Genomic DNA, 25,746 nt, shown 5'->3' with positions numbered 1-25,746 from the left:
CACCATTCTATCCGCAGTGGCCTCTTTCATCCATGCAGCGAGCGATGAATCGTCTCGGCCAGTGTGGCGCTGATGCCGGGTACCCTCTCCAGCTCCTCGCGGCTGGCCTGCTTGACGCCCTGTAGGCCGCCGAAGAAGCGCAGGAGTTCCCGTCGGCGCTTGGGCCCGATGCCTTCGATGTCTTCCAGTGTTGAGCTGCGCCTGGCCTTGTCGCGCCGGGTGCGGTGCCCGGTTATGGCGAAGCGGTGTGCTTCGTCACGCACATGCTGGATGAGATGCAGGGCCGGGGAGGCGCTATCCAGGTCGAGCGTGCGGTCGACGGTTTCCACGAACAGGGTCTCCAGGCCGGCCCGCCGCGTGGTGCCCTTGGCCACGCCAAGCAACAGAATATGCTCGAGCCCCAGCTCGGCCAGCACCTCACGGGCCTGGTTCAACTGTCCCTTGCCGCCATCCACCAGCAGGATGTCCGGCGCCACGCCTTCTCCCTCGGCGAGGCGACGAAAGCGACGGCTCAGGGCCTGGCGCATGGCGGCGTAATCGTCGCCGGCCGGCACGCCCTCGATATTGAAACGCCGGTAGTCCGATTTCCGTGGCCCGCTCAGGTCGAAGACCACGCAGGAGGCCACGGTGGCCTCTCCATGGCTGTGGCTGATGTCGAAGCACTCCAGCCGCTGCGGCGTCTGGGTCAGTGCCAGGGCGTCACGCAGTGCATCGAAACGGTGGGTGATCTGCGCCTGGCTGGCCAATTGCCCCGCCAATTGCTGCTCGGCGTTAGTGCGTGCGAGCTCGAGCCATTGCTGGCGATGGCCACGCACGCTGTGTGTCAGGCGAACGCGGCGCTCGGCGCGAGCCGCAAGCGCACTTTCCAGGATATCGGCATCGGCAAGCGCCAGGCTGGTGATCACTTCCCGGGGAATTTCCCGACCCTGGCCGAGGTAGTACTGGCTGACGAATTCAGCCAGCAGGTCGCAGGCCGCCAGGCCCAGGCTGTTGCCGGGCTTGTGATGGCGTGCCCCAAGCAGGCGCCCCTGGCGCACCGCCAGCACGGAGATGCACAGCGAGTCCTCGCGCTCCGCCAAGGCGAAGACATCGGCGTCGCCGCCCTCGGTATCGACGAACTGGCGCTGCTGAAGCTGGCGCAGGTGCTGGACCTGGTCGCGCAGGCGTGCGGCGTCCTCGAAGGCCAGCGCCCGGCTGGCGGCCTCCATGGCCTCGGTCAGCTCGCTGGTGACTTGCTCGCTACGGCCTTCCAGGCACATGACGGCATGCTCAAGATCGCGCCGATAGTCGGCTTCGCTGATATAGCCTACGCAGGGGGCGCTGCAGCGCTGGATCTGGTACTGCAGACAGGGACGTGTTCGATGCGCGAAGACACTGTCCTCACAGTTGCGGATGCGGAAGATTTTCTGCATCAGCGAAAGGCTTTCGCGTACCGCACCGCTGCTGGGGTAGGGGCCGAGATAGCGGCCATCCTCGTGACGCCTTCTGGCTCGCTTGTACTCGAGCGCCGGATAGGGGTGGCGATCGGTGACAAAGACGAAGGGATAGGACTTGTCGTCGCGAAGCAGGATGTTGTAGGGCGGCCGCAGCTCCTTGATCAAGGTTTGCTCGAGGAGCAGCGCTTCGATTTCGCTGCGGGTGACGGTGACCTGAACGTCTGCTATACGCCCTACCATGGCTTGCGTCTTGGCGTTGAGGGCGCCGCGGAAGTAGCTGGCCAGGCGGGCCTTGAGGCGCTTGGCCTTGCCCACGTAAAGGGTGTCGCCTTGCGCGTCGAGCATGCGATAGATGCCCGGTGCCTGGGTCAGGTGGGCGAGGAACTGCCGGGAGTCGAAGGTCATCTTGGGACTGGCTGGAGCGTGAGCCTCCAGCTTACCAGATCGTTCCCATCAGGTGGTGGTGTCGAATCCATCGACCAGGCCATGCTTCAGGCCCAGGTGGGTGAGCTCGACGTCGGTCTGCACACCCAGTTTCTCGAAGATCCGGTAGCGGTAGGTGTTCACGGTCTTCGGGCTGAGGAAGAGACGGTCGGATATCTCGGCGACACGCTGGCAATTGACGATCATCATTGCCACCTGCAGCTCGCGCTGGGAGAGCTGGTCGAAGGGGTTTTCTTCCGAGTCGAAGCGCGACAGTACCAGGCGCTGAGCGATGTCGGGGCTGATATAGCGATGGCCGGCGAATACGCTGCGGATCGCATCGACCATATCGGGCACCTGTGTGTCCTTGCTGATGAAGCCTCCGGCTCCCGCTTCCAACAGGCGCTGGGCGAAATTGTCTTCCATGAAGCCGGTCAGGGCCAGTACGCGGATGTCGGCGCTGTTGCGCATGATCTTGCGCGTGGCTTCCAGGCCGCCGATACCCGGCATGCGCAGGTCCATCAGCACCACATCGGGATCGAGCTTGCGGCTCAGGGTAATGGCTTCCTCTCCACTGGCTGCCTCCCCTACCACGTCGATGTCTTCCTCCTCCTCCAGCAGGCGAGCGAGACTGGTGCGAACCAGGTGATGGTCGTCGACAATGAGAACCTTGATCAAGGCTGACGTTCCTCGTCGTTGCTGTTGATCACGGGGGTGTCCGTGAAGAGAGCGGATGGTCTAGCAGCCACCAAGCTTGCCATACTCGTCGTCCAAGGGAAATTGGCTAAGTGCCGGTACTAAACGATATCGTCAACGGGGGGTGAAACCTTGTTGGTGATATTGACGGGCCAGGTGGGGGTCGGTATTATTCGCCTCGTTCTCGAAAGAGCAACAATGTGGGGCCTTAGCTCAGCTGGGAGAGCGCAACACTGGCAGTGTTGAGGTCAGCGGTTCGATCCCGCTAGGCTCCACCATCGAATTTCATGAAATGCCGCCTGGCGTAAAGCGCCAGGCGGCATTTTCGTATACCTGTGGTTCGTCGACGGCTATCCCCGCGCCGGTTGCCAGGCGTCGACGCCGCTAACTTGTCAGATGGCAGACATTTCCCACACTCTATACGGACTCACTGGAAAAATTGGAGGTCCGTGTGAGCGATACCGATCTGGGAACCATGGATGCCAGCCAGCTGCGAAAATTGTTCGAATCCCATGAGGCTTCCCCGCTGGAGGCCACGCGAGCCGCTCTCGACCGAATCGACCGCTTCGACGGCGAGGTCAATGCCTACGTCTACGTCGACCAGGAGGGCGCCGAAGCCGCCGCCCATGCATCGGCACGGCGCTGGGGGCAGGGGCGGGCGCTCAGCCCGATCGATGGCGTGCCGGTTTCATTGAAGGACCTGACTGAGGTCGCCGGCATGCCGGCCAGGAATGGCTCGTTGACCGCGTCCGCTGCCCCCTGCGAGAGTGATTCGCCTCCAGCTCGCCTGCTGAGGGAGGCCGGGGCCGTGATCCTCGGCAAGACCAATACGCCGGAGTTCGGCTGGAAGGCGGTCACTGACAACAGGGTGCATGGCGCGACGGCCAATCCCTGGGATACACGGCTGACGCCCGGTGGTTCTTCTGGGGGGGCCGCTGCCGCTGCCGCGCTCAATATGGGAGTGCTGCATCAGGGCGGGGATTCAGGAGGGTCGATCCGTATTCCCGCTGCCTTCACCGGTGTGTTCGGCTTCAAGCCGACCTTTGGGTGGACGCCTCAGTGGCCGCCTTCGAAGGAGCCAACCTTGTCGCACATCGGCCCCTTGACACGAAATGTCACCGATGCGGTGAGCATGCTCAACGTCATCGGGCGCTACGATTATCGCGACCCTTATGCCACGCGAGGTCAGCCCGATGACTGGGGCGAAGAGATGGGTCAGGGGCTTCAGGGGCTGCGAATCGCCTATTCGCCGGACCTGGGCTATGCCAGGGTGGATAGCCAGGTGGCGGAGAGGGTGCGTGCGGCTGCCCACAAGCTGGAGGCGCTGGGTGCCGTGGTGGAGGAGGTCGACCCCGGCTTCGAATCACCGTTGGAAATCTTCAATAAGCTCTGGTTCACGGCGTCGCTGGCGGTCTACTGCGAAATGGATGAGCGCAATCGTGAGCTGCTCGACCCGGGTATGGTGTCCGATGCCAGGCGGGCAGAGCAGTGGAGTGCACTGGACCTGTTCCGAGCGCTGCGTGGCCGAGCCCGCCTGACCCAGCAACTGGAACATTTCAACCAGCAGTACCATCTGGTGATGACCCCCTCGGTCGCCATCTCACCGTTCGAGATCCTTCACAATGTGCCGCCCGACAGCGATATGCGGGACTGGGAGGAGTGGGCACCGTTTTCTTATCCGTTCAACCTCAGCCAGCAGCCCGCAGCATCGGTGCCCTGTGGCTTCACCGATGCGGGCCTGCCCGTTGGTTTCCAACTGGCGGGTGGCAAGCATGACGACGCCCGCATACTGCGGGTCGCCCATGCCTTCATGGAGGCCTATCCGGCTCGCTATCCCGCCGTGCCTAACCCGTACCAGAGTGGATAGGTGTATCGCAGTGAATAGGGCGTCGAAGGGTGGCTAGCCGCGGGCTGCATGGCGCTCCGCAAGCCACCGATCCAGCTTCTCTGCCGGCAGAGCCGGGCAGTAATGGTCGCCCTGGACGCGCCTGAGGGAGAGGCCACTCACGGCGGATACCTGCGACGGATCGTCGATATCCGTGATGACCGGCTCGATATGGAGTGCCTGCAGCAGCTGGCATAGCGCATCCGCCAGGTTGCGCTCCTCCAGGAGGGGCGTCATGGCCAGGCTGACGCTGATTCTGGCCTTGTCGAAGGGCAGGCGTGACAGCCAGGTGAGGTCGATCGGGCTGGCCCCCAGATCATCGATGGCGAGCCGAACACCAAGTCGCTCGAGCCGCTTGAGCATATGGGAGGCGGCGTCCAGGTCGCTGGACAACCCCTGGCCAGGCACCTGCAGGGTTAGCCACGCCAGGTTGTCGAGGCTCTGAAGGCGCAGGAAATGGTCGAGAGGTCGGCGGTCGAGGGTGTCATTGACCAGGTGAGACTCGCAAAGGCGGATCGAGACCGGCAGTTTACCCAGCAGTGAACCGCTCTCCAACCAGCTCAAATGGTGGGCAATGACGGTCTGGATGGCCCAGCGATCGAGACGAATGCCAAGGCCCAGTCGGTCGATGGTGTCGAGCAAGGCAGCCGGCGGCTCCTGCCACTGCTTGGGCTGTTTCCAGCGCAATACGGCCTCCAGGCCGGTGCAGTGGCCGGTGTCGATATCGATTTCAGGCTGATAGTGGAGCTGGAAATGGCGCTCGGGGAGATGAATGGCTTCGCTTAGCCGGTTCTCGAGCCGATGTTTTTCCTTCAGCTTTGCCGTCAGGCGGTGATCGACAAAGGCCTGGCGTCCGGGGCCTTTCCTGCGAGCCGTATACATGGCGCTGCGTGCCGCAGTGATCAGTGTTTCCTCATCCTGTGCGTCGGCCGGGTAGAGCGCAATGCCGATGGAGGCCGTCAGCAACAGGTAGCGGTTCTCGGAGAGAAACGGCGGTTCCAGCGCCTCCTGAAGGCGCTCTGTCACGGCTTGTGCGGCTTCCGCTGTGCCATCCTTTTCCAGCAGGACGATAAACTGGTCGCCACCCAGCCTGGCCAGGGTATCTCGGCTGCGCAGGGCCTTCTGCAGGCGCTGGGCCAGCTCGCCCAGCAATCGATCGCCCTCCAGATGGCCGGCGGCATCGTTGACCGCCTTGAAACGGTCGATGTCGATGAACAGTACGGCGAGACCGTTATCGGCACGATCCGCTTGGGCCAAGGCGTGATTGAGGCGGTCGCGCAGCAGTAGCCAGTTGGGAAGGCCAGTCATTGGGTCGACGTGGACCCAGTGCCTGTCGCCGAACTGCTTGCCCTTGGGGGAGGCGAGGCTGATGAAGGTGCGCAGGTAGTGGTGAGGTCGCTGCTGGTCATCGAGCAGGGCGTCTACGGTCATCAGTACCGGCATTGACTCACCGTCGTTGCGTCGACACAGCACCTCCTGCTGCCAGGAAGTGGCGTCGTCGATGCTCGTGTCCGGGCCGGCCGGATTCGTTGCGGGCGTCCGCAGCGAAACAAAAAAGTGTTCGACTGGCCAGCCTGCGACCTCGCTGCGCTCGCAGCCGGCAATTTGGCAAAATGATTCATTGGCCAGGACGACGAGTCCGGCGGCATCGGTTATGACCATGCCGGTTTGCCCCTGCTCGAATGCGCTCAGGGTGAGCCGTGCGGGGTGCTGGTCCAGGGATTTGACCCTGTCGCCTGGTGGGCGTTTGCCGTGATGACTCATCGATTCGCTTGTGTAGCCCCTGCAACTTGGGTTGAAACGTCGAGATGGGTTTTGACGTTGACACTAGTGATTATCGACACAATCAGGCCGGACTTTAGCTCTGTGCAAGGTAAAATTCGGAACTGTCTCAAAATACGGGTCAATAAAGACATATTGACGCCTGGGCAAGCCTCAAGTTCGGAATTCTGATGCCGATTAAAGGGGGATAGGTAACGTTCCCTGAGGCAGGGTCGCCAAGGGTGGGGTTTCAGGCTTAGCGTCGTTCACGGTGGATGGATCGCTTTGCCCCCTGTTTTCACCAAAGGGGAATGCGTTGCGCACCTCGGTTCGGATAGAAGCATTGACTCGAGTCCTCTGCTCCCTGCAGGGGCGACTCCTCGCCGGTCTTGCCGCGACGTGGTTGGTCATCGTGGGTATTCTGCTGCTGCTGGCATGGCAATATGGAAAGGCGTTGGTGGATGAGGTCAACCTGGAGCACCTGCGCGACGAGTCACACTTGATTGCCGATGGCCTGACCGAAAAGGTGAATCGGCGCCTCAATGCCCTTGCACGGCTGGAAGTTGTCCTTCAGGGGGTGAGTCCGGAGCGGCTGGGAACCTTCCTCGAGAATAGCCAGGTCCTGATGGAGTGGTTCGAGGGTATCATGGTAACCGGCCCCGATGGCGTGGTGCTTGCCGACTGGCCGGTGGTGGAAGGCAGGGCCGGCCTCGAGACGGCTGAAACGGAGTATTTTCGCATGTTGCGCCGCTTGCGCCGGCCTTACGTCAGTGAGCCTTTCGTTGGCCGGGCCAGTGGCGATGACCTGGTGCTGATGCTGGTGCCACGGTTTGACGAGCAGGGGGCGTTCGCCGGGGTTGTCGGAGGGATGGTCAACCTGTCCCAGGGTGGCCTGTTCCAATGGCTGGAACGAAGTTGGCTGGGCGAGGAGGGGCGTATCTCGGTGCTGTCGGCATCGGGAGAGCTGCTCTTTCATCCCCGGCGTCCGCCCTCTGTGGCGAATGGTGAAGCTTACAATGGACTGCCTGCGCTCGATCGGGCCCTGGGAGGCTGGGAGGGAGAAACCGTGGCCCGTGGGGTTGATGGTGAGTCGATGCTGATGTCGTATCGTCAGATCCGGCCGGCGAACTGGGTCGTCAAGGTGGCGCTGCCCCGACAGCAGGTTCGTGCGCCACTGGGCGATTATCTCGTCACGCTGTGGTGGGCCTGGCTGGCGTTGGCAGTGCTGCTGATGTTCAGCATGCGTTGGCTTGTCAGGCGCCTGCTGGAGCCGCTGCATCGGCTGGAGCGTCAGATTGCTCAGGTGGGTGCGGGGGAGCGGCGCTACCTGGCGCTCTCGACCAATATGAATGAGTTGAGCCAGGTAGCCTGCAGTTTCAATCGCCTGGAGCATGAACGGCTCTTGGCGCTGGAGCACTTGCAGGATCGTCAGGCGTTTCTCGATGCCGTGCTGGGCTCCACGCCGGTAGGCATGTTTGTTGCCGATCTCAAGGGTCACGTCAACTACATGAACCCGGCGCTGTTGGAACTGCTTGGCCTTGATGCGTCGTGTGGCCCAAGCGAATGGTGGGAGCGGATCCATCCGGATGATCGGCAGGGCACCGAGGACATGTGGCGTCACTCGCTGAGGACCGGAAACGACTTCATGCGGCAGCTGCGATTCAACCACCCGGGCGGGATCACCTTGTGGGTGGAGGTGCATGCCAGCCAGGTGAGGGAGAGTGATGAGCCGCTCGGTTTCGTCGGTATGGTGAAGGACATCACTGAGCGCCGCCAGCAGGAGGCGCTGCAGCGCTGGGAGGCGGAGCACGATCCGTTGACCGGGCTGCTCAATCGTCGCGGCTTCCAGCGACGCCTCGAAGAGGCGCTGGCGGAATACTCCAAGACCGGCACGCCGTCGGTACTGATTCTGTTCGACCTCGACCATTTCAAGCCGATCAACGATGAGGGTGGGCACGCCCTGGGTGACGAGATGCTCAGGCGCATCGCCCAGGTAGTGGCGTGGGAGGTGCGGCGTAGCGATCATGTGGCCCGGCAGGGCGGAGACGAATTTGCCGTTCTGCTGCCGAGTTGTACCCTCAAGCAGGCCGGGGAAATTGCGGAATCGCTGCGTCAGGCGGTTTCCGAGGTCACCGTGGTCAATGAGAACAAGGTCTACAGCATCACCCTGAGCATGGGGGTGACCGCGTTCCAGGAAGGCGATGATGCCGTCGAAACCGTGCTGGAGCGTGCCGATGCCGCCAGCTACGAAGCGAAGGCCAAAGGTCGCAATACCGTAGTCATGGCCGCTCCCTACGATGAGAGTCTCATCGATTCGCCGTGGTAGGCCGGCTCGCCGGGGTAGGGGCTTTCCATGGCGGCATTATCGTAGCCTCAGCTCTGCTGGAGAGGCTGTTTTTTAGTGGGCGTCGTCTTTGTAGTAAATAGTGGTAGCAGTGGCAGTAATGATAGTAGTAGCGAGGTTTCTGGCGGAGACTGGCAGGTAAACGTCTAGACCGACGTATTGAAGCGTCCCGGCTGCGCTCTCACCCGACCGCTGGCGCCATAGGTCGTCTTTTCGGCGGCCTCATGAATGAACTCGAGCAGGCGCTTATTCTGGCCCATGCGCAGGCTGACAAGTTGGCCGTTCATGGTATTGAGCCGATGGGCCTTTCGGGTCCGCTCCAGGGTGTTCTCCCACTCATGGAGACAGCCGGCGTCGTCAGCCGCCTGGCGCGCACCGGCGGCACCCTCGGCGTAGCCCAGGCGGTGCTGGACGCTATGGCGCAGGGTCTCGGTGGCCTCCAGCTGCTGCAGTCGTCGCTGTTTGTGCTCGGCAATCGCGGCCAGCTGCCGCCCGTCGATATCGGCAGCGGCTAGCAGCTCGCGCTCTTGCTCAAGCAGCTCGATGACGCCGTCAAGGCGCAACTGTTGCTCCTGGAGAAGCTTCGCCAGACTCATTCCTTGCCTTTACCCATGGTCGGTTGGAGTGATTCAATCAGTCCATCGGCGATGCGGTCGGCGTGAATTTCCAAGCGACCCTCGCGAATGGCTTCACGGATCTCGTCGACCCTGGCGATATCGATGTCACGGGAGGTGTCTGCTGCGTTCTGGCGCAGGTGCGTCGTGGCCCCAGGGCCGGCATCCTGCTGGCTCGACTGGCTGGGCCCCTTGACAGGCTGAGACTCCTCGCGGGGCGTCGTCGGTGTCGGGCGCGGCAGGGGGTTCTGGCTGTTGATCTTCACTATAGTGGCCTCTTGACCGGTGCTTTTACACGCTATCGGCTGCCCCGGGGAAAACTTTAGGCATGATATAGCGAATGCGCACGCGACGCATCCGCTAGAGTCTAGCATGTGCTTGACGGTAGGTCGCTCGACATGACGTGTCGAACGTGCCCTCAGAAGTCGACGATCACGATTCCTTCGCCCGCCACTTGGCCGGTGACCACCTCGCGGGAATCGAATCGAATGCGGACGCGGTCGCCCATCCCGCCGGGCTCCAGTGCCTGCCCTTCCCGGGAGACCCGAAACCCCGCGCCTCTCGCCTCGACCACGACACGCTGGTTGCGCTCTACCAGCGGCAGGGAGCGGAACTGGTGGGCCTGCAGCGGCTGGCCGGCGCGTAGCGTACGAGTCGCGACCTGACCAATGATCTGCTCAGAATCGAGTAGCGCGTTGTTGGGTAGCTCGGCCAGATTGCCCTGCCTTTGCACCAGGTGCTCCTGGCGCACCGTATCGCCAGCATTGAGCGTGGCTGCCAGCACCGGATACTCCCCAAGAACGCCGATTTCAGCCTGCATATAGCGCACCTGGCGCCCATCGCTGCCGCAGCGTACCCCAACCGACACCCGTCCGAGAGGCAGCTCGCCTTCCCGGGTCATGAAAGGCTGGGGCGATACGCACTCCGGCAACCGGGCCGAAGGGGGGTGCAACTCAATGACGATCTCCTCGCCCAGGGACTGGGCCTCGCTGTACAGAAAACCATGCACGGCCTGAAGCAGGGCGTCGTCGTCGGCCTTGGCGATGCCGGGTAGCAGTACCAGGCTGGCGAGAAGCGGCCAGAGGGTGAGCGGAAGCTTGAAGGGGTGACGCTGCATGGCATTCGGCCGAGGTTGGTGATGGTGCCAGTGAATTCTAGCGCTCGGCGATCTCATGAAACAGTGGAAATGAATGCGGAAAACCGGCCTGTTCTTGCCATTGATGTGACACCACCCTGGCTATTCTTCAGTCTCAACAAGTTCCGCACACTGTTCATATGGGTTTCGACAACGGGGAGCGCCGGCATGATCGATCAGCTCGAGGCCGCCTTTAACTACCATCAGCAGGCGCTGGGCTTGCGCCAGGAGCGCCACAAGGTGCTGGCCAGCAATATCGCCAATGCCGATACGCCGAATTACAAGGCGCGCGACATGGATTTTGCCGGCGAGCTCAAGAAGGCGGTCGAGCATGGTCGCTCATCCGGTGGCGGTTTGTCACTGGCCAGGACGTCTGCGGGGCATCTTGCCGGTCAGGGCTTCGCGCCGCCGAGCCAAGGGCTGCTGTATCGGGTGCCGGATCAGCCGAGCCTGGACGGCAATACGGTGGACATGGACCGCGAGCGTACCCAGTTCGCCGACAATTCGGTGCGCTACCAGGCGGCGTTGACCATCCTCAACAGCCGTATCCAGGGGCTGAAGAACGCCATGCAGCCGGAGTAAGCACCCGGAACAACCAGAGAGAGATCGTTCCATGTCGATGTTTTCCGTTTTCGATATCGCCGGCTCGGCCATGAGCGCCCAGTCGCAGCGCATGAACGTCACGGCCAGCAACCTGGCCAATGCGGACAGCGTGGCGGGGCCGGATGGCGAGGCCTATCGCGCCAAGCAGGTGCTGTTCGAGTCGCGTCATCAGGGCACCCATGGCGTCGGTGGTGTGGGCGTGCGCAGCGTGGTGGAGGACACCTCGCCTATGCGCATGGAGTACCGCCCCGAGCACCCCCTGGCCAACGAAGAGGGCTATGTGACCATGCCCAACGTCGAGCCGGTGCACGAGATGGTCAACATGATCTCGGCCTCCCGCTCCTACCAGGCCAACGTCGAAGTCATGAACACGAGCAAGCAGATGATGCTCAAGACACTCACCCTGGGTGAAGGATAACCGCCATGTCCACGACCATTGATTCCAGTGTCGTCACACGCATGAACCAGGGTGGCCCGTCCAGTCGTGACGCCAGCCAGTCCGCCGAGCTGCGCAACAACTTCATGACCCTCCTGATTGCCCAGATGCAGCACCAGGACCCGCTCGAGCCCATGGACAACCATGAGATGACCTCCCAGCTGGCGCAGATCAACACCGTCAGCGGTATCGAGGATCTCAACAAGACCCTGAAAGGCATCACCAGCCAGATGAACGCCGGCCAGACGCTGCAGGCGGCTGGGCTGATCGGCCAGGGCGTCCTGGTGCCGGGTGATCGCGTGCTGATGGAGACCGATGACGACGGCAACGCCCACACCACGCCCTTCGGGATTGAGCTCGGCCAGTCCGCCGAGAACGTACGAGTGACGATCACCAATGCCAGTGGCCAGGTGGTCAATCGCTATGACATCGGCTCGGTCAAGGCCGGGGTCGAGTCCTTCACCTGGGATGGCAGGACCACCGAGGGCGAAACGGCGGCGCCGGGTGCCTATCGGGTTCGTGTCGAAGCGACCAGTGACGACAAGACACTGGATGCCTCCACGCTCAACTACGCCGTAGTGGGTGGGGTCACGCCGCCGGATGGCAATGGCGGTGTGAAGCTCGACCTCGGTGCCATCTATGGCCAGGTGGGCCTGGGTGACGTCAAGCAGATTCTTTGATTGGCAACATTGATTTCCATAATAGAACCGCGACAGCGGCATCTTCGGTAGGCAGAGGAACAAAACATGAGCTTTTCCCAAGCACTGAGTGGTTTGAATTCCCAGGCGCAGAAGCTGGGAACCATCGGTAACAACATTGCCAACTCCCAGACCGTGGGCTTCAAGAGCTCCAACGTGCAGTTCTCGGATGTGTTCGCCGGCTCGAAGGTTGGCCTGGGCACCCGGGTGGCGTCCGTGTTGCAGAACTTCAATGAAGGCAACGTCGAGTCCACCAACCGTAATCTGGATCTGGCGATCGCCGGCGATGGCTTCTTCCGATTCCAGGATCCCAGTGGCGAAGTGGTCTACTCGCGCAATGGCCAGCTTTCCATGACATCCGAGGGCAACCTCATCAATTCCCAGGGTGCGCAGATCATGGGCTTCGGGCTCAACGCCGCTGGCCAGGTGCAGGTAGGTGGCCAGCCGGTGCCATTGAACGTTTCCGCGGAAGAGCTGGATGCGAGCGCCACTACCCGGGTCGGTACCACGATCAATCTGGATGCCCGCAAGGCAATGGGTGAGGGTCTGAGTACGGTGGAAGCAACCGACTCGACGGGCAACCCGGCTATGATCGACTACCATTATTCCAATAATTTCACTGTGTTCGATTCGCTCGGTAATCCCCGCAACATCACTGTTTACTATGAAAAGACCGCGGCCAACGAGTGGACTGCCAAGATGACGCTCGACGGCACTACGCTGGACGATGGCGGGGCACCCGCTAACGTGACCGAGTATTCCGTTCGGTTCGACAGTAATGGCAAGCTAGTCAATGGTGGCGGCGACGTCGATGCCAACGGTGCAATCGCGGGTATAACGTTCGATGCAGCCGATTATCTCGGGGGCGAGCCTGAGAATCTCACCTTCGACCTTAATCTTGCCGGAACCACCCAGTTCGGCAATACCTCCACGGTCAGCAGCCTGAACCAGAACGGCTATACCTCGGGCACCCTGGTGGGCATCACCATCAACGATGATGGCACCATCATGCGCAACTACTCTAATGAGCAGTCCCGCCCGGCCGGCCAGGTCGCCCTGGTCAGTTTCCGCAACCCCGAGGGGCTGACGCCTGCCGGTGACAACGTCTGGTCGGCCAGTGCCACGTCAGGCCAGGAGTTGATCGGCGCGCCGGGCACCGGCCTGCTCGGCAGCGTGGTCTCCGGCGCTGTTGAGACATCAAACGTGGACATGGCCCGTGAGCTGGTGGACATGATCGTGGCGCAGCGGGCCTATCAGGCCAACTCCCAGACGATCAAGACCCAAGACGAGCTCCTGCAGACCGCCATCAACCTGCGCTAAGCGCCAATACCAAGCGCTAGGCTCTGTCTGAAAAGTCGGCGAGCGATGGCCAGACAAGGCAAAAATCGGCGAAAGGACGGACCGGGCTCGCGTTCGAGTTTACGAGCTGTAAATGAGTACTTTGAGCCGATTTTTAACGCCGTATGGCCGAGCGCAGGCACTTTTGAATAGAGCCTAAGGGAGTTGAGTCATGGATCGCATTCTCTACACCGCCATGAGCGGGGCCAAGCAGAGCATGGACCAGCAGGCGGTGGTCAGCCACAACCTGTCGAACGTGTCGACTGCCGGGTTTCGCGCCCAGCTGCATGCCATGCGCGCCGTGCCGGTGCAGGGCGAAGGCGCGCTGCCGACCCGGGTGTCGGTAGCGGCCACGACCCCAGGCAGCGATTTCTCGCCGGGCCCCATCAACCACACCGGACGGCCCATGGACGTGGCGTTGGAAGGCGACGCCTGGATCGCCGTGCAGGCTGACGACGGCACCGAAGCCTATACCCGCCGGGGCGATCTCGAAGTCGACGGTGACGGCCTGGTTACCCTGGTGGGGCGGCCGGTGATCGGCGACGGCGGGCCCATCGTCGTGCCGCTGGGTGCCAGCGTCTCGGTGGGTGCCGACGGCACCCTCAGCGGCATCGGTGAAGGAGAGAACCCCGAAGCGCTGGTGGATATGGGGCGCATCAAGTTGGTCACCCCAGAACAGACGCTGCTGCGTGGCGCTGACGGTCTCTTTCGTCCGGCTCCCGATGCAGACGGTGAAGTGGCAGCGCTGCCTGCCGACGAGAATGCCAGGGTTGCCAGCGGTGCGTTGGAGGGCAGCAACGTCAGCGCCATCGAGGCGATGGTCTCGATGATCGACGTGGCACGGCGCTATGAAATGCAGATGAAAGTGATCAGCACCGCTGATGAAAATGCCCAGCGGGCCAATAACCTGCTTTCTCTACAGGGCTGAAGGCTCTCTATCCGGGGCTGAAGGCTCTATTCAGGGCTCATGGTCTGACAGCTAGGCACTTTTCGAGTAGTGCCCGAGGAAACGAATATGATCAAGTCACTTTGGACGGCCAAGACCGGCCTGGAATCGCAGCAGGTCAAGCTGGATGTCATCTCCAACAACCTGGCCAACGTCAGCACCAACGGATTCAAGCGCTCGCGGGCGGTGTTCGAGGATCTGCTTTACCAGAACCTGCGTCAGCCCGGTGCCCAGAACGACGTGCAGAACCGCCTGCCCTCCGGCATGCAGGTAGGCTCTGGCGTTCGTCCGGTTGCCACCGAGCGCCTGCACACGCAGGGCGGGCTCGAACAAACCGAGAACTCCCGCGACCTGGCGATCAACGGCAATGGCTTCTTCCAGGTGCTGATGCCGGATGGCACCACCGCCTACACCCGTGACGGCAGCTTCCAGCTCAATGAAAACGGCCAGATGGTCAATGCCAATGGCTACCCGCTGGAGCCGGCCATCATCCTGCCGCCGACCACCCTGTCGGTCTCCATCGGCGAGGACGGCATTGTCTCGGTGACCCAGCCGGGCGACAACCAGGCGATGGAAGTTGGCCAGATCACCGTCTCGACCTTCGTCAACGCGACCGGGCTCGAGAGCATCGGCGGTAACCTCTACCGGGAAACCACGTCTTCCGGGCCCCGCAACGAGACCATGCCGGGCATGAACGGGGCCGGCCGCCTGTTCCAGGGCTATGTTGAAACCTCCAATGTCAACGTGGTGGAGGAGATGGTCAACATGATCCAGACCCAGCGTGCCTACGAGATCAATAGCCGCGCCGTGCAGACAAGCGACGAGATGCTCTCCCGCTTGAGCCAGCTCTGACAGACGACGGCATGACGATTTCCACTCCCTGCCATGGGAAGCGAGCAAGCATGAAAGGCGCGGGTTTTTCGATATCGAGGCTGGTTCTGGTCCTCCTCGCCCTGGCTGCGCTAGCCCTGAGCGGTTGCGCACAGGTTCCTCGTGCCTCCGTGGTGGGGGAGCAGGAGCAGATCGCCATTATGGAGCCGCCCCCTCGCCTGGCCAACGGCTCCATCTACCAGGCGCATCGCGGTTCCCAACCGCTGTTCGAGGATCGGCGGCCGCGCATGATCGGCGACATCCTTACCATCGTGCTGGACGAGCAGGTGAGTGCCAACAAGAACTCACAGTCCAACGCGAATCGCAGCGGTTCAGCAGGGCTCGATATTTCAGCGCTGCCTGATGTGCTGGAGCGGCTGGCTGAGCAAGGCATCGACCTGTCCGGCAATCTCTCCGGCAATAGCGACTTTGCCGGCGGCGGTGGTTCCCAGGCCAGCAACAGTATGACCGGCACCATCACCGTGTCGGTACTCGAGGTGATGCATAACGGCAACCTGCGAGTGCGTGGCGAGAAGCAGATCGCCATCAATCAGGGCGTGGAGTTCATCCGTTTCTCCGGCGTCGTGAATCCGCGCACCATCACCGGCCAGAATACCGTGCCCTCCACGGCGGTGGCCGACGCACGGATCGAGTACGTGGGCAGCGGCTACATCAATGAAGCGCAGCATATGGGCTGGCTGCAGCGGTTCTTCCTCAATATATCGCCATTCTAACGATGACCGAACACCGAGGCGCAGGCATGACGCTGTTCAAGACGCTAACCATGACGTTCACCTATCGGCATGCTCACCGCTTTGTGGTGAAACTAGCGCTACTGCTGTTGGCAAGCATGCTGGCACTGCCGGTACAGGCCGAGCGGATTCGCGAGCTCGCCAACTTCGCTGGCGTGCGTGACAACGTGCTGGTGGGCTATGGCCTGGTGGTCGGGCTCGACGGCACCGGCGACCAGACCATGCAGGCCCCCTTCACCGGACAGAGCCTATCCAACATGCTGTCGCAGCTCGGTATTACCGTGCCCCCGGGTACCAATATGCAGCTGCGTAACGTGGCGGCTGTCATGATCACCGCCGACCTGCCACCATTCTCGCGCCCCGGCCAGCGGTTGGACATTAATGTCTCTTCCATCGGCAACGCCCGCAGCCTGCGTGGCGGTACCCTGCTGATGACGCCACTCAAGGGCGCCGATGGCGACACCTACGCCATCGCCCAGGGCAACCTGCTAGTGGGCGGCATGGGCGCTGCCGCCGGTGGTGCCTCTGTTCAGGTCAATCAGCTGGCCGGTGGACGCATCGCCGGGGGCGCCATGGTGGAGCGGGAAGTGCCTCTCAACCTGGGGGCCGAGGCGGGGCTGCTCGAACTCGAGCTCAAGGAGGCCGACTTCGGCACTGCTCAGCGTGTGGTCAACGCCATCAACAGTGAGTTCGGCCGGCCGGTGGCCGCTGCCCGCAATTCCCGGGTGATCGCCCTTGATGGGCCCATGAACGACAACTCTCGGGTCAACTTCATGGCCCAGGTGGAGAACATTCGGGTCACGCCCATGGATGCACCGGCCAAGGTGGTCTTCAATGCCCGTACCGGATCGGTGGTGATGAACAGCGCGGTGACCCTGCGCCGTGCGGCCGTGGCTCATGGCAATCTGTCCATCGTCATCGATACCCGCTTCCTGGTCAGTCAGCCGCCGCCATTCGGTGATGGCGACACCGTGGTTGTGCCCGATACCGAGATCGAGGTCCAGGAGCAGGATGCCTATCTGCGCGTGGTCGAGGGCGCCGATCTGGTGGACGTCGTCAATGCGCTGAATGCACTGGGTGCCACGCCGAGTGACCTGATGTCCATCCTGGAAGCCCTCAAGGCCTCTGGCTCGCTGCGTGCCGAACTGGAGATCATCTGATGAGCATCCAGGACTTCAGCAGCCAGTTCGCCCTCGATGTGCAGGGACTCGAGCGCCTCAAGCAAACGGCGCGCAATGATGAGGCCGCCGGCCTGAAGGGGGCTGCCCAGCAGTTTGAGGCGCTCTTCCTGCAAATGATGCTCAAGAGCATGCGTGATGCCACACCGACCACAGGGCTGCTGGACAGCGAGCAGACCGAGTTCTACCAGTCGATGCTCGACCAGCAGTGGGCGCAGACCATGGCCGGGCGGGGCATCGGCCTGGCCGATCATCTTGTCGCCCAGCTGCAGAGCCAGGGAGTCGGGGCTGGGCGCCAGGCGCAGCAAGCCGATCGTGAACTGAATGAGCTGATTGCCGGCATTCCCCGCGGCACGCCGCGTGTCCTGAAGGATGCCCTGCAGCCCGCCGAAGGCGATAGCGCCGCAGAAGACAACGAAGGCGAGGGCCGTGTCGATAGCGTGGTCGAGGCACCACCCGCGAGCTTCCTGGAGGAACTGGTGACCGCCCGCGGGGACTTCATGTCCGCGGTGGAGGCCTTGCCTGCAACAGCAGCAGCAGCGGGGGCAGAGTCTCAGCGTAACGTCGCGGCCACTGTCGCCAGTTCGGCCGAATCACGCAGCCGTGGCCAGAGCGGCGAACACGTCAAGCGCTTCATGGACCAGCTGTCAGCGCCCGCCCAGGCGGCAAGTCGTCGCACCGGCGTGCCGGCCGAATTAATCCTGGCCCAGGCAGCGCTGGAAACCGGCTGGGGGCGTCACGAGATTGCCAAGGCAGACGGCGGGAATAGCCATAACCTCTTCGGCATCAAGGCCGGCAGCAGTTGGCGTGGCCCCACCACGGACGTGACGACCCACGAGTACATCAACGGCAAGCGAACCCGGATCGTCGATTCCTTCCGTGTCTACGGCTCCTTCGAAGAAGCCTTCACCGACTACGCACAGCTGATCGGCAACAACCCGCGCTATGCGGAAGTCACCCGGGCGGGGACTGCCGAGCAGGCGGCCAGGGCGCTGCAGGCCGGGGGCTATGCTACCGACCCGGCCTACGCCGACAAGCTGATTGCGATCATGAACACCATGGGGCCGCAGGTCGCCCAGGGTGGCAATGATTCGTTAGTCTTCCTGCGCTACTAAGGAAACACTGCCCAAATGCCTGCACGAGCGAATCGCTGCGTTGCGCGGTGCGCGGAATCCTCACATATACCCCATATGCTCCGGTTCCTATGCTCCGTGCGCCTTGCGCTTCATCTCGCTCGGCAATTTGTTCAGCGTTTCCCTAAGGCGCTAAAGTTTTTGTTCTAGGGGCCGATATTTCGGACATTGGCGAAAGGAAACAACACCATGAGCATGTTCTCTATCGGTCTCAGCGGCCTGAATGCCGCTCAGAATGCGCTGAATACCACCAGCAACAACATCAGCAACGTCTATACGCCGGGCTACAATCGCGAACTGACGATCCTTGGCCAGCAGGGTGCTACCGCGGGTGGCGTTCAAGTCAACGACATTCAGCGTCAGTTCAGCCAGTTCGTGGCCTCGCAGCTCAATGCAGCGACCAGCTCGTCGAGCGCGCTTGCGACCTACGAGAAGCAGATCAGCCAGATCGACAACCTGCTGGCCGACCGGGACGCCGGCCTGGCGCCGCTGATGCAGAACTTCTTCTCCTCTCTGGAGGATCTGGCTGGCAGTCCGTCCGATCCCGCCGCGCGTCAAGGCGTGCTGGGTACGGCCAACACGCTTACCGCCCAGTACCGCGCCTTCGACGGCTACCTGCAGGACATGCAGGAGGGGATCAACGGCCAGATCAGTGATGAAATCACCCAGATCAACAACATGAGTGAGCAGATGGCGACCCTCAATCGGGAGATCGCCCTGGCCCGGGCGCGGAGCGGCGAGGCGCCCAACAGCCTGCTCAACCAGCGCGACCAGCTGGTGCATGAGCTCAGCGAGCGCATGGATATCCGGCTCAACATCCAGGACGGCAAGTCCTACAATATTAGCCTGCCCAACGGGCAGCCGCTGGTGGCTGGCACCAATCACTATCGTCTCGAGGCCATGGATGCACCCAATGATCCGCAGCGCACCGTGCTCGGCTATCGGGACTCCGGCGGCAACCTGGTGGCCATGCCCGAGGACACCATCAAGGGTGGCACCCTGGGTGGCCTGATGACCTTCCGCTCCGAGACCCTGGACAAGACCCAGAACCAGATCGGCCAGCTGGCCGTATCGCTGGTGACTGGCTTTAATGAACAGCACCGCCTTGGCCAGGATCTCGATGGCAATCAGGGTGCAGATTTTTTCAGCATTGGCCAGCCACAAGCATATGCCCATGCGCGCAACACCGGCGGGGAGGACATTGTTGGGGCTAGTTTTGACGCGGTGAATATCGACCAGTTGCGAGCGACTGACTATACGGTGCGCTTTGGCAACGCAGGCGATCCGCCCCAGGTCTTCCGCAAGGACAACGGCCAGCAGTTGCCCGCGGATCAGATCGAGTGGGATGCTGGTGCCTCTACACTGGGCTTCGGGGGTATCAACCTGGAATTCAGTGGCACACCGGCCAATGGTGACCGGTTCGAAGTGCAGCCGTTACGTCGTGCCGCGGCCAATATGGAGTCGCAGATCATCGATCTGGATAAAATCGCCGCGGGCAGCTTCGTGGCGTCATCGGGTGACCTCGCCGTTTCGGGGTTGCGTGCCGAGCCGGGCGCTTTTGCCAACGGAACAGCGCATGACTTTACTTTGGAAACGGCGGGGGGGGTGACATCCGTCACGGCTCCGGCGGATCCCAACGAGTTCACCGTTAACGGTGAGCCCTACATTCCCGGTGTCGGCATCGTCGCGGGGGATCGCATCAACCTCGATGGCATCGAATTCGTTGTCGACAGTGTACCTGACGATGGTGAGAACGCGACCCTTTCTCTCTCCATCGCTGCGTCCGGCACCGGCGACAACCGCAACGCCCTGGCGCTGCAGAACCTGCAGAGCCAGGCGCTGGTGGCGGGGCGATCGTCGCTCAGCCAGGCATACGGCGGCATGGTCAGCGATGTGGGCAACCAGTCGAATATCGTCAAGGTCAACCTCGATGCGCGCCAGGGTCTGACCGCTCAGCTAAAGGCGGTGCAGCAGTCGGAGTCCGGGGTCAATCTGGATGAGGAAGCGGCCAATCTGATCCGCTATCAGCAGTACTATTCCGCCAACGCCCGCGTGATCGATACCGCTTCCACGGTTTTCGATACCATTCTCGGTCTGCGTAACTGATTCCAAGGAGTCCAGCGCGATGCGTATCAGCACCGTCACCATGTTCGATCAGAGCGTCTCGTCCATGAACCGTCAGCAGGGCGACTTCCTCAAGGTCGGTCAGCAGATCGCCAGCGGCCGTCGAGTGGTCAACCCCTCCGACGACCCCCAGGCCTCGTCCCGGGCAGTGGGTGTATCCCAGGCCAAGGCCATCACCGAACAATTCGCCGATGCGCGGGTCTCCGCCCGTAATACGCTGTCACAGTCGGAAAGCGTCCTCAACAGCGTCAGCGATGCGGTGACTAGCGCCAAAACGCTGTTGATCCAGGCCGCTAGCGACACCCTCAGCGATTCTGATCGCCAATCCGTAGCCTCCGAATTGCGCGGCATCTACGAGACGCTGCTGGGGCAGGCCAACGCCAGCGATGGTAACGGCCGTTATTTATTTGGCGGCTATCAGGATTCGAGTGCTCCCTTTGTTCGTAACGAAAACGGAGTCACTTATGTGGGCGATAACAATTCACGGGCTCAGCGCATCGACGCCTCTCGTGAGATGCCTGTAGCAGATAATGGAATCCGCATATTCAATAGCGTTGCGAGTGGCGCCGGTTACCTCTCGGAGGCAGGCAAGCTCGATGCAGATGGAAATATAGATGTTGGCAATGGAGGGAACGTTACGTTTTCCGGCCCGCAAGTTACGAATAACTCAGGCCCGGATTATGGCAATGCGTTTCGTGTCGATTTTTCCAGTGATGGTATAACGCATACTTATACCGTCAGAATGCAAGATGCTGATGGGACCTGGGTCGATACTACGCCGGCACAGAACGATGTACCTTATGATCCGGCTGGGCAGGCGATAAACGTAGGAGGTTTACGCCTAGAGTTGCAGGGCACCCCTGAGGATGGCGATGGCATCAGATTTGCCACTGCCGATAACATGAATCATGATCTTTTCAAGACCTTGGAAAAGGCACTCAACGTACTTGAGAATCCGGCCGCCACGCCCACAGAGAAAGCTGAGCTGAGGAACACACTTCGAACGACGATGCGCGAGCTCGACAATAGTCTCGACAACGTCCTCACCGTACGCGCCTCCATGGGTGCCCGCCTCAACGAACTGGATGTGGTGGATGCCGTCAGCGGCAATCGAATGATGAACTACGAGCAGACCCTCTCCGACCTGGTGGACCTCGACTACAGTGAAGCCATCGCCGAATACAGCTTGCGTCAGGTTGGGCTGCAGGCGGCCCAGAAGGCCTTCGTCGACGTAAAGGGACTGTCGCTGTTCAATTTTCTCTAGTTTCACCGACTCTAGCCCCGCTGGCTTGAGTCTCGTTAGCGCTAATCCCGCAGGTTGATTGCCTCTTTCCCTGAGACCGGGCACTTGCCCGGTCTTTTCGCCGCCTAGGCTCGCTTGGGCGGTTTTTTTTGCTGGTACGAAGTGCCGTGAAATCAGGTGCCCAGTGGGGCGAGCATATCGATGAGCTGGTACATGAACTGCAGGCCGTTGCTGAACAGCCGCTGCAGAAAGCGGCCCATGTCAGTCATCAGCACCATCAGCAGCGTCAGGCCCACAGTAAGGGAGGTCGGGAAGCCGATATTGAACACGGTCAGCTGCGGCGCGGAGCGGTTGAGGATGCCCATGGCCAGGTTGATGATCAACAGCGAGCCGACCAGCGGCAGGGCCAGCGACATGCCGGCTACGAAGATGGTGCCGCCGTAGCGCACCAGCATCTCGAAGGCCGCAGGATTGAAGACACCGATGCCGATCGGCAGGCTATGAAAGCTGGTTGCCAGTGCTTCCAGCACCATCAGGTGGCCGCCCATGGCCAGGAACATGAGCAACGTAATCATGAAGAAGATCCGCGACAGGATCATGGTATTGGTCCCGCTGCCGGTATCGAAGAAGGTGGCGAAGGCCAGGCCCATCTGCAGGCCGATGAACTCTCCCGCGGCCTGCACGACGGCGAATACCACGTGCATGACCAGGCCGATGGCGATGCCGATCAGTATCTGCTCCACCATCAAGCCGAAGCCGGCCCATGAGACGATCGGCACGTCGGGCATGGCAGGCAGTACCGGCGCGATGACAACAGTCACCAGGAACGCCAGGCCGATCTTGGCCTGGTTGGGTACGCTGGAATGGCCCCACAGCGGCGAGGCGACCAGAAAGGAAGTGATTCGCACGAAGGGCCAGAACAGTATCACCAGCCAGCCATGCAGCTGAGCAAAGGTCACCTCGACCATGGCGGTCTCACATCAACATGCTGGGGATGCTGGTGAACAGGTTGCGGGTGAAATCGGTGATCAATTTCAGCAGCCAGGGGCCGGCTAATACCAGTACGGTAAAGACGCCCAGGATCTTGGGGATGAACGAGAGGGTCATCTCGTTGATCTGGGTCGCGGCCTGGAAGAGGCTCACGGTCAGGCCGGTCAGCAGTGCGGTGATCAGCAGGGGGGCGGCCAGGAAGAGCGTGACGCGCATGCCCTGGTAGGCGATGCCCATTACCATTTCCGGTGTCATACTTCGCTCCTTGTCGACATCGTCGTGCCGACCCAAGTAGTTCCGCTAGATATAGAAACTTTCCGCCAGCGAGCCGATGATCAGCTGCCAGCCGTCCACCAGCACGAACAGCATGAGCTTGAAGGGCAGAGAGATCGTGGCGGGCGGGACCATCATCATGCCCAGTGCCATCAGGGTGCTGGCCACCACGAGGTCGATGATCAGAAAGGGAATGAAGATGGTGAAACCGATCTGAAAGGCCGTCTTCAGCTCACTGGTCACGAACGCCGGCACCAGGATGCGAAAGGGGACGTCTTCCGGTCCCTGCATGGGCCCGATATCACCCAGTCGCGCGAACAGTGCCAGGTCGGGTTCCCGGGTCTGGGCCAGCATGAATTCGCGGAACGGCAGCTGGGCCAACCCCAGAAACTCCTCGAAATTGATCTCTTCGGCGGTCAGGGGTGCCCAGGCCGTTTCGTAAACCATGCCGATTACCGGCGACATGATGAAGAAGGTCAGGAAAAGTGCCAGCCCGAGCAGCACCTGGTTGGGCGGCGTAGCCTGGGTTCCCATGGCGGTCCGCAGCAGGCTGAGCACGATGATGATCCGGGTGAAACTGGTCATCATCAGCAGCGCCGCCGGCAGGAAGGCCAGCGAGCTCAGCAGAAGCAGCGTCTGCAGCGATAGCGACCACTGCTGGCCGCCGTTTTCCAGCGGCTGGCTGACGATACCGGGCAGCTGCTGGGCGAGAGCCGCGACCGGCATGGCCAGCAACAGTAACGCCCCCAGCATGGCGAGCAGGGCCTTGGTCCGGGTCTTGGGCCGAGTCTTCGGTAAAGCAGGGTGAATCATGACGCTCCCCGGCCGGGGCCTCCGAGTCCGGCATTGTGCTTGAGGGCACGGGCAAAGCGGGTGGCGAAGCGCTCCCCCTGCAGGTCGGCGCTTTCAGGTTCGAGGGGACGTTCGGGCGCCTCCAGCTCATGCAGCTTGTTGATTTGTCCCCCGCCCACGCCGAGCAACAGCCAGGTACCTTCGACCTCCACGATCACCAGGCGCTCGCGGCTGCCCAGCGCGGTGCTGCCGACGATCTGAAGGTGACCACCGGCGGCATGACGCTGAGGCCCCCAGCGCTTGAGCAGCGCTGTGCAAACCAGGATGATGGCGATGACCAGGCCCAGGGCGGCAGCGGTCTTGCCCAGCGTCGCCATGCCAATCAGGGCATCGCCGCCGACAGCCAGTGCGTCGAGCCCTGTTGACTGAGCCTCGGAGGAGGGAGTGTCTCTCATCGGTTCAGTTTCTGGACCCGTTCGGAGGGTGTGATGATTTCGGTGATGCGGATACCGTACTTGTCTTCCACCACGACCACTTCGCCCTGGGCGATCAGGTAGCCGTTGATCAGGATGTCCATGGGCTCGCCGGCCAGGCCATCCAGCTCGATCACCGACCCCTGGGCGAGCTCCAGCAATTGCTTGATGGTGAGCTTGGTGCGGCCCAGTTCCACGGTCAGCTTGACCGGGATGTCCATGATCATTTCCAGATCGCGGGCCGTACCGCCTTCGCTACCCTTGTCCAGCGGACGAAAGATGCGGTCGCCGGCAGCCTGGGCCTCCGGTGCCGCCACGCTCCGGTCGGCCGCTGCTGACTCCTGTTGGCTGGACTCGGCGGCTTCCTGCTCGGCCAGCGCACCGGCCCAGGGGTCATCGTCGGCAGAGGTGCCGCCGGCCGCTTCCTGCTCGGCCATGGCTTCTGCCCAGGGATCGTCTTCGGCCTTGGCTTCCGCAGCCTCCTGTTCGGCCATGGCTTCTGCCCAGGGGTCATCGTCGGGAATATTCTGATCGGGCTTCTTGGGATCAGTCATGCTTGGATTCCTTGGCTTGAGGCACAGGGCCCTTCTTGAAGGCATCGGGTGAATTCTGCGCACCATGATCGATGATGCGGATGACACGCAGCGCGCGCTGTTCGTGCTGGCTGCCGTAGTCGCATTCCATGACCGGAACCCCGTCCACACTGGCGGTAACGGTTTCCGGAAGCTCCAACGTCAGTACATCCCCGACCTTCAACGCCATCACATGGGCGATGCGGCTGGGAACATCGGCAAAATTGGCGATAAGCTCCACCTCGGAGTGGCGGATCTCGCCGGCCATGCGTTTCGACCAGGTGCCGTCCTGATCGTGATGGCTGTCATTGAGCGGGTTGGCCAGCAGATCGCGCACTGGCTCCACCATCGAATAGGGAATGCAGATCTGGAAGTTGCTGGAGAGATTACCGACCTCGATATTGAAGCTGGTATTCACCACGATCTCGTTGGGCGAGTTGGTGATGTTGGCGAACTTCGACTGCATCTCCGAGCGCAGGTACTGGATTTCCAGCGGATAGACCGACTTCCACGATTCCTCATAGGCCTCGATGGCCAGCCGCAGCAGGCGCTGGATGATGCGCTGCTCGGTATTGGTGAACTCCCGACCCTCAGACTTGGTCAGGAAGCGTCCGTCGCCGCCGAACAGGTTGTCCACCACCATGAAAACCAGGTTTGGCGGGAACACGATCAGCGCCGACCCGCGCAAGGGCTTCATGGCGATGATGTTGATGTTGGTCGGCACAGGCACGTTTCGCGAGAAGTCGCTGTAGCTCTGGTAGCGTACCGAATCCACCGTGATGTCGGCGCTGCGACGCAACAGGTTGAACAGCCCCATGCGGAAGTGCCGCGCGAAGCGTTCGTTGATAATGTCCAGCGCCTGCAGGCGCTCGCGGATGACGCGATGCTGCGATGCGGGATCATAGGGACGGATGCGAGACGTCTCACCACTGCCTGCGGCAGGTTCGTCGTCTCCGCTGACCCCCTTCAGCAGGGCGTCGATCTCATCCTGTGACAGTAGATCGTCTTGGGACATGGCGGCCAGGGCACCC

General features: G+C 61.9%; 25 protein-coding genes and 1 tRNA gene. 14 read left to right on the top strand and 12 right to left on the bottom strand.

What is annotated here, in order from left to right:
- Positions 1–26: 26 nt before the first annotated feature.
- Together uvrC and uvrY are read right to left on the bottom strand one after the other, a co-directional pair.
- Positions 27–1,841, bottom strand: coding sequence for an excinuclease ABC subunit UvrC (gene uvrC / locus DU505_RS03400; protein WP_114477597.1), 1,815 nt, complete (start codon positions 1,839–1,841; stop codon positions 27–29).
- Positions 1,842–1,889: 48 nt separating this feature from the next.
- Positions 1,890–2,537 carry a UvrY/SirA/GacA family response regulator transcription factor gene (gene uvrY / locus DU505_RS03395; protein WP_114477596.1) on the bottom strand — a complete coding sequence of 216 codons (648 nt, stop codon included), beginning with the start codon at positions 2,535–2,537 and terminating at the stop codon, positions 1,890–1,892.
- Between the two features lie 220 nt (positions 2,538–2,757).
- On the opposite strand from uvrY, the gene DU505_RS03390 reads away from it, so the two are divergent.
- Positions 2,758–2,833, top strand: a tRNA-Ala gene (locus DU505_RS03390).
- A 173-nt stretch (positions 2,834–3,006) separates the two neighbouring features.
- Positions 3,007–4,422, top strand: coding sequence for an amidase (locus tag DU505_RS03385; RefSeq protein WP_114477595.1), 1,416 nt, complete (start codon positions 3,007–3,009; stop codon positions 4,420–4,422).
- 33 nt (positions 4,423–4,455) lie between these two features.
- On the opposite strand, the gene DU505_RS03380 is transcribed toward DU505_RS03385, so the two are convergent.
- Entirely contained in the window at positions 4,456–6,204 is a 1,749-nt protein-coding gene (locus DU505_RS03380; protein ID WP_114477594.1) for a putative bifunctional diguanylate cyclase/phosphodiesterase, read from the bottom strand.
- 340 nt (positions 6,205–6,544) lie between these two features.
- Here DU505_RS03380 and DU505_RS03375 point away from each other — a divergent pair, with 340 nt between their 5' ends.
- On the top strand, positions 6,545–8,527 hold the full coding sequence (locus DU505_RS03375) for a sensor domain-containing diguanylate cyclase (protein WP_245947761.1): 1,983 nt from the start codon (positions 6,545–6,547) through the stop codon (positions 8,525–8,527).
- A 164-nt stretch (positions 8,528–8,691) separates the two neighbouring features.
- On the opposite strand, the gene DU505_RS03370 is transcribed toward DU505_RS03375, so the two are convergent.
- From DU505_RS03370 to flgA, 3 genes are all read right to left on the bottom strand, one after another.
- A complete protein-coding gene (locus DU505_RS03370) occupies positions 8,692–9,141 on the bottom strand; it encodes a flagella synthesis protein FlgN (RefSeq protein ID WP_114477592.1) in 450 nt (149 codons plus the stop codon).
- The gene (flgM, locus tag DU505_RS03365) at positions 9,138–9,425 is read right to left on the bottom strand and encodes a flagellar biosynthesis anti-sigma factor FlgM (protein WP_114477591.1); all 288 of its coding nucleotides are present in this window, start codon (positions 9,423–9,425) and stop codon (positions 9,138–9,140) included. Before flgM ends, DU505_RS03370 begins: the two co-directional genes overlap by 4 nt.
- A 152-nt stretch (positions 9,426–9,577) precedes the next feature.
- Positions 9,578–10,276 (bottom strand): flagellar basal body P-ring formation chaperone FlgA, encoded by a 699-nt coding sequence (flgA, locus tag DU505_RS03360; protein WP_114477590.1) that lies wholly within the window; start codon positions 10,274–10,276, stop codon positions 9,578–9,580.
- A 186-nt stretch (positions 10,277–10,462) separates the two neighbouring features.
- On the opposite strand from flgA, the gene flgB reads away from it, so the two are divergent.
- From flgB to flgL, 11 genes are all read left to right on the top strand, one after another.
- The gene (gene flgB / locus DU505_RS03355; RefSeq protein WP_114477947.1) at positions 10,463–10,876 is read left to right on the top strand and encodes a flagellar basal body rod protein FlgB; all 414 of its coding nucleotides are present in this window, start codon (positions 10,463–10,465) and stop codon (positions 10,874–10,876) included.
- 31 nt (positions 10,877–10,907) lie between these two features.
- Positions 10,908–11,315: a flagellar basal body rod protein FlgC gene (flgC, locus tag DU505_RS03350; protein ID WP_114477589.1), complete on the top strand. Its 408-nt coding sequence runs from the start codon at positions 10,908–10,910 to the stop codon at positions 11,313–11,315.
- 5 nt (positions 11,316–11,320) lie between these two features.
- On the top strand, positions 11,321–12,013 hold the full coding sequence (gene flgD / locus DU505_RS03345; RefSeq protein WP_114477588.1) for a flagellar hook assembly protein FlgD: 693 nt from the start codon (positions 11,321–11,323) through the stop codon (positions 12,011–12,013).
- A 66-nt stretch (positions 12,014–12,079) separates the two neighbouring features.
- Positions 12,080–13,351 carry a flagellar hook protein FlgE gene (flgE, locus tag DU505_RS03340; protein ID WP_114477587.1) on the top strand — a complete coding sequence of 424 codons (1,272 nt, stop codon included), beginning with the start codon at positions 12,080–12,082 and terminating at the stop codon, positions 13,349–13,351.
- Between the two features lie 190 nt (positions 13,352–13,541).
- A complete protein-coding gene (locus DU505_RS03335; RefSeq protein WP_114477586.1) occupies positions 13,542–14,297 on the top strand; it encodes a flagellar basal body rod protein FlgF in 756 nt (251 codons plus the stop codon).
- Positions 14,298–14,384: 87 nt separating this feature from the next.
- The gene (flgG, locus tag DU505_RS03330) at positions 14,385–15,167 is read left to right on the top strand and encodes a flagellar basal-body rod protein FlgG (RefSeq protein WP_114477585.1); all 783 of its coding nucleotides are present in this window, start codon (positions 14,385–14,387) and stop codon (positions 15,165–15,167) included.
- Positions 15,168–15,217: 50 nt separating this feature from the next.
- Positions 15,218–15,919, top strand: coding sequence for a flagellar basal body L-ring protein FlgH (locus DU505_RS03325; protein ID WP_114477584.1), 702 nt, complete (start codon positions 15,218–15,220; stop codon positions 15,917–15,919).
- Positions 15,920–16,035: 116 nt separating this feature from the next.
- Entirely contained in the window at positions 16,036–17,097 is a 1,062-nt protein-coding gene (locus tag DU505_RS03320; RefSeq protein WP_245947773.1) for a flagellar basal body P-ring protein FlgI, read from the top strand.
- Positions 17,097–18,230 (top strand): flagellar assembly peptidoglycan hydrolase FlgJ, encoded by a 1,134-nt coding sequence (flgJ, locus tag DU505_RS03315; protein ID WP_114477583.1) that lies wholly within the window; start codon positions 17,097–17,099, stop codon positions 18,228–18,230. Before DU505_RS03320 ends, flgJ begins: the two co-directional genes overlap by 1 nt.
- A 207-nt stretch (positions 18,231–18,437) precedes the next feature.
- The gene (flgK, locus tag DU505_RS03310; protein WP_114477582.1) at positions 18,438–20,354 is read left to right on the top strand and encodes a flagellar hook-associated protein FlgK; all 1,917 of its coding nucleotides are present in this window, start codon (positions 18,438–18,440) and stop codon (positions 20,352–20,354) included.
- A 19-nt stretch (positions 20,355–20,373) separates the two neighbouring features.
- Complete coding sequence (gene flgL, locus DU505_RS03305; protein ID WP_114477581.1) at positions 20,374–21,636, top strand: flagellar hook-associated protein FlgL; 1,263 nt, start codon at positions 20,374–20,376, stop codon at positions 21,634–21,636.
- 152 nt (positions 21,637–21,788) lie between these two features.
- Here flgL and fliR read toward each other — a convergent pair whose 3' ends face one another.
- The 6 genes from fliR to fliM are packed head-to-tail and all read right to left on the bottom strand — an operon-like array spanning position 21,789 to position 25,730.
- Complete coding sequence (gene fliR / locus DU505_RS03300; RefSeq protein WP_114477580.1) at positions 21,789–22,583, bottom strand: flagellar biosynthetic protein FliR; 795 nt, start codon at positions 22,581–22,583, stop codon at positions 21,789–21,791.
- A gap of 7 nt (positions 22,584–22,590) precedes the next feature.
- Positions 22,591–22,860, bottom strand: a complete 270-nt coding sequence (gene fliQ / locus DU505_RS03295) for a flagellar biosynthesis protein FliQ (RefSeq protein ID WP_114477579.1) — start codon at positions 22,858–22,860, stop codon at positions 22,591–22,593.
- A gap of 45 nt (positions 22,861–22,905) precedes the next feature.
- Entirely contained in the window at positions 22,906–23,631 is a 726-nt protein-coding gene (fliP, locus tag DU505_RS03290) for a flagellar type III secretion system pore protein FliP (protein WP_114477945.1), read from the bottom strand.
- 56 nt (positions 23,632–23,687) lie between these two features.
- Positions 23,688–24,125 carry a flagellar biosynthetic protein FliO gene (fliO, locus tag DU505_RS03285; RefSeq protein WP_114477578.1) on the bottom strand — a complete coding sequence of 146 codons (438 nt, stop codon included), beginning with the start codon at positions 24,123–24,125 and terminating at the stop codon, positions 23,688–23,690.
- Positions 24,122–24,697 carry a flagellar motor switch protein FliN gene (fliN, locus tag DU505_RS03280; RefSeq protein ID WP_114477577.1) on the bottom strand — a complete coding sequence of 192 codons (576 nt, stop codon included), beginning with the start codon at positions 24,695–24,697 and terminating at the stop codon, positions 24,122–24,124. The genes fliO and fliN overlap by 4 nt, the downstream gene beginning before the upstream one ends.
- Positions 24,690–25,730: a flagellar motor switch protein FliM gene (gene fliM, locus DU505_RS03275; RefSeq protein ID WP_114477576.1), complete on the bottom strand. Its 1,041-nt coding sequence runs from the start codon at positions 25,728–25,730 to the stop codon at positions 24,690–24,692. The genes fliN and fliM overlap by 8 nt, the downstream gene beginning before the upstream one ends.
- Positions 25,731–25,746 lie beyond the last annotated feature (16 nt).

Origin of the sequence: Billgrantia montanilacus (assembly GCF_003336675.1) — a bacterium.
GTDB lineage: Bacteria > Pseudomonadota > Gammaproteobacteria > Pseudomonadales > Halomonadaceae > Halomonas > Halomonas montanilacus.
This window is presented reverse-complemented; position numbering and strand designations above follow the sequence as displayed.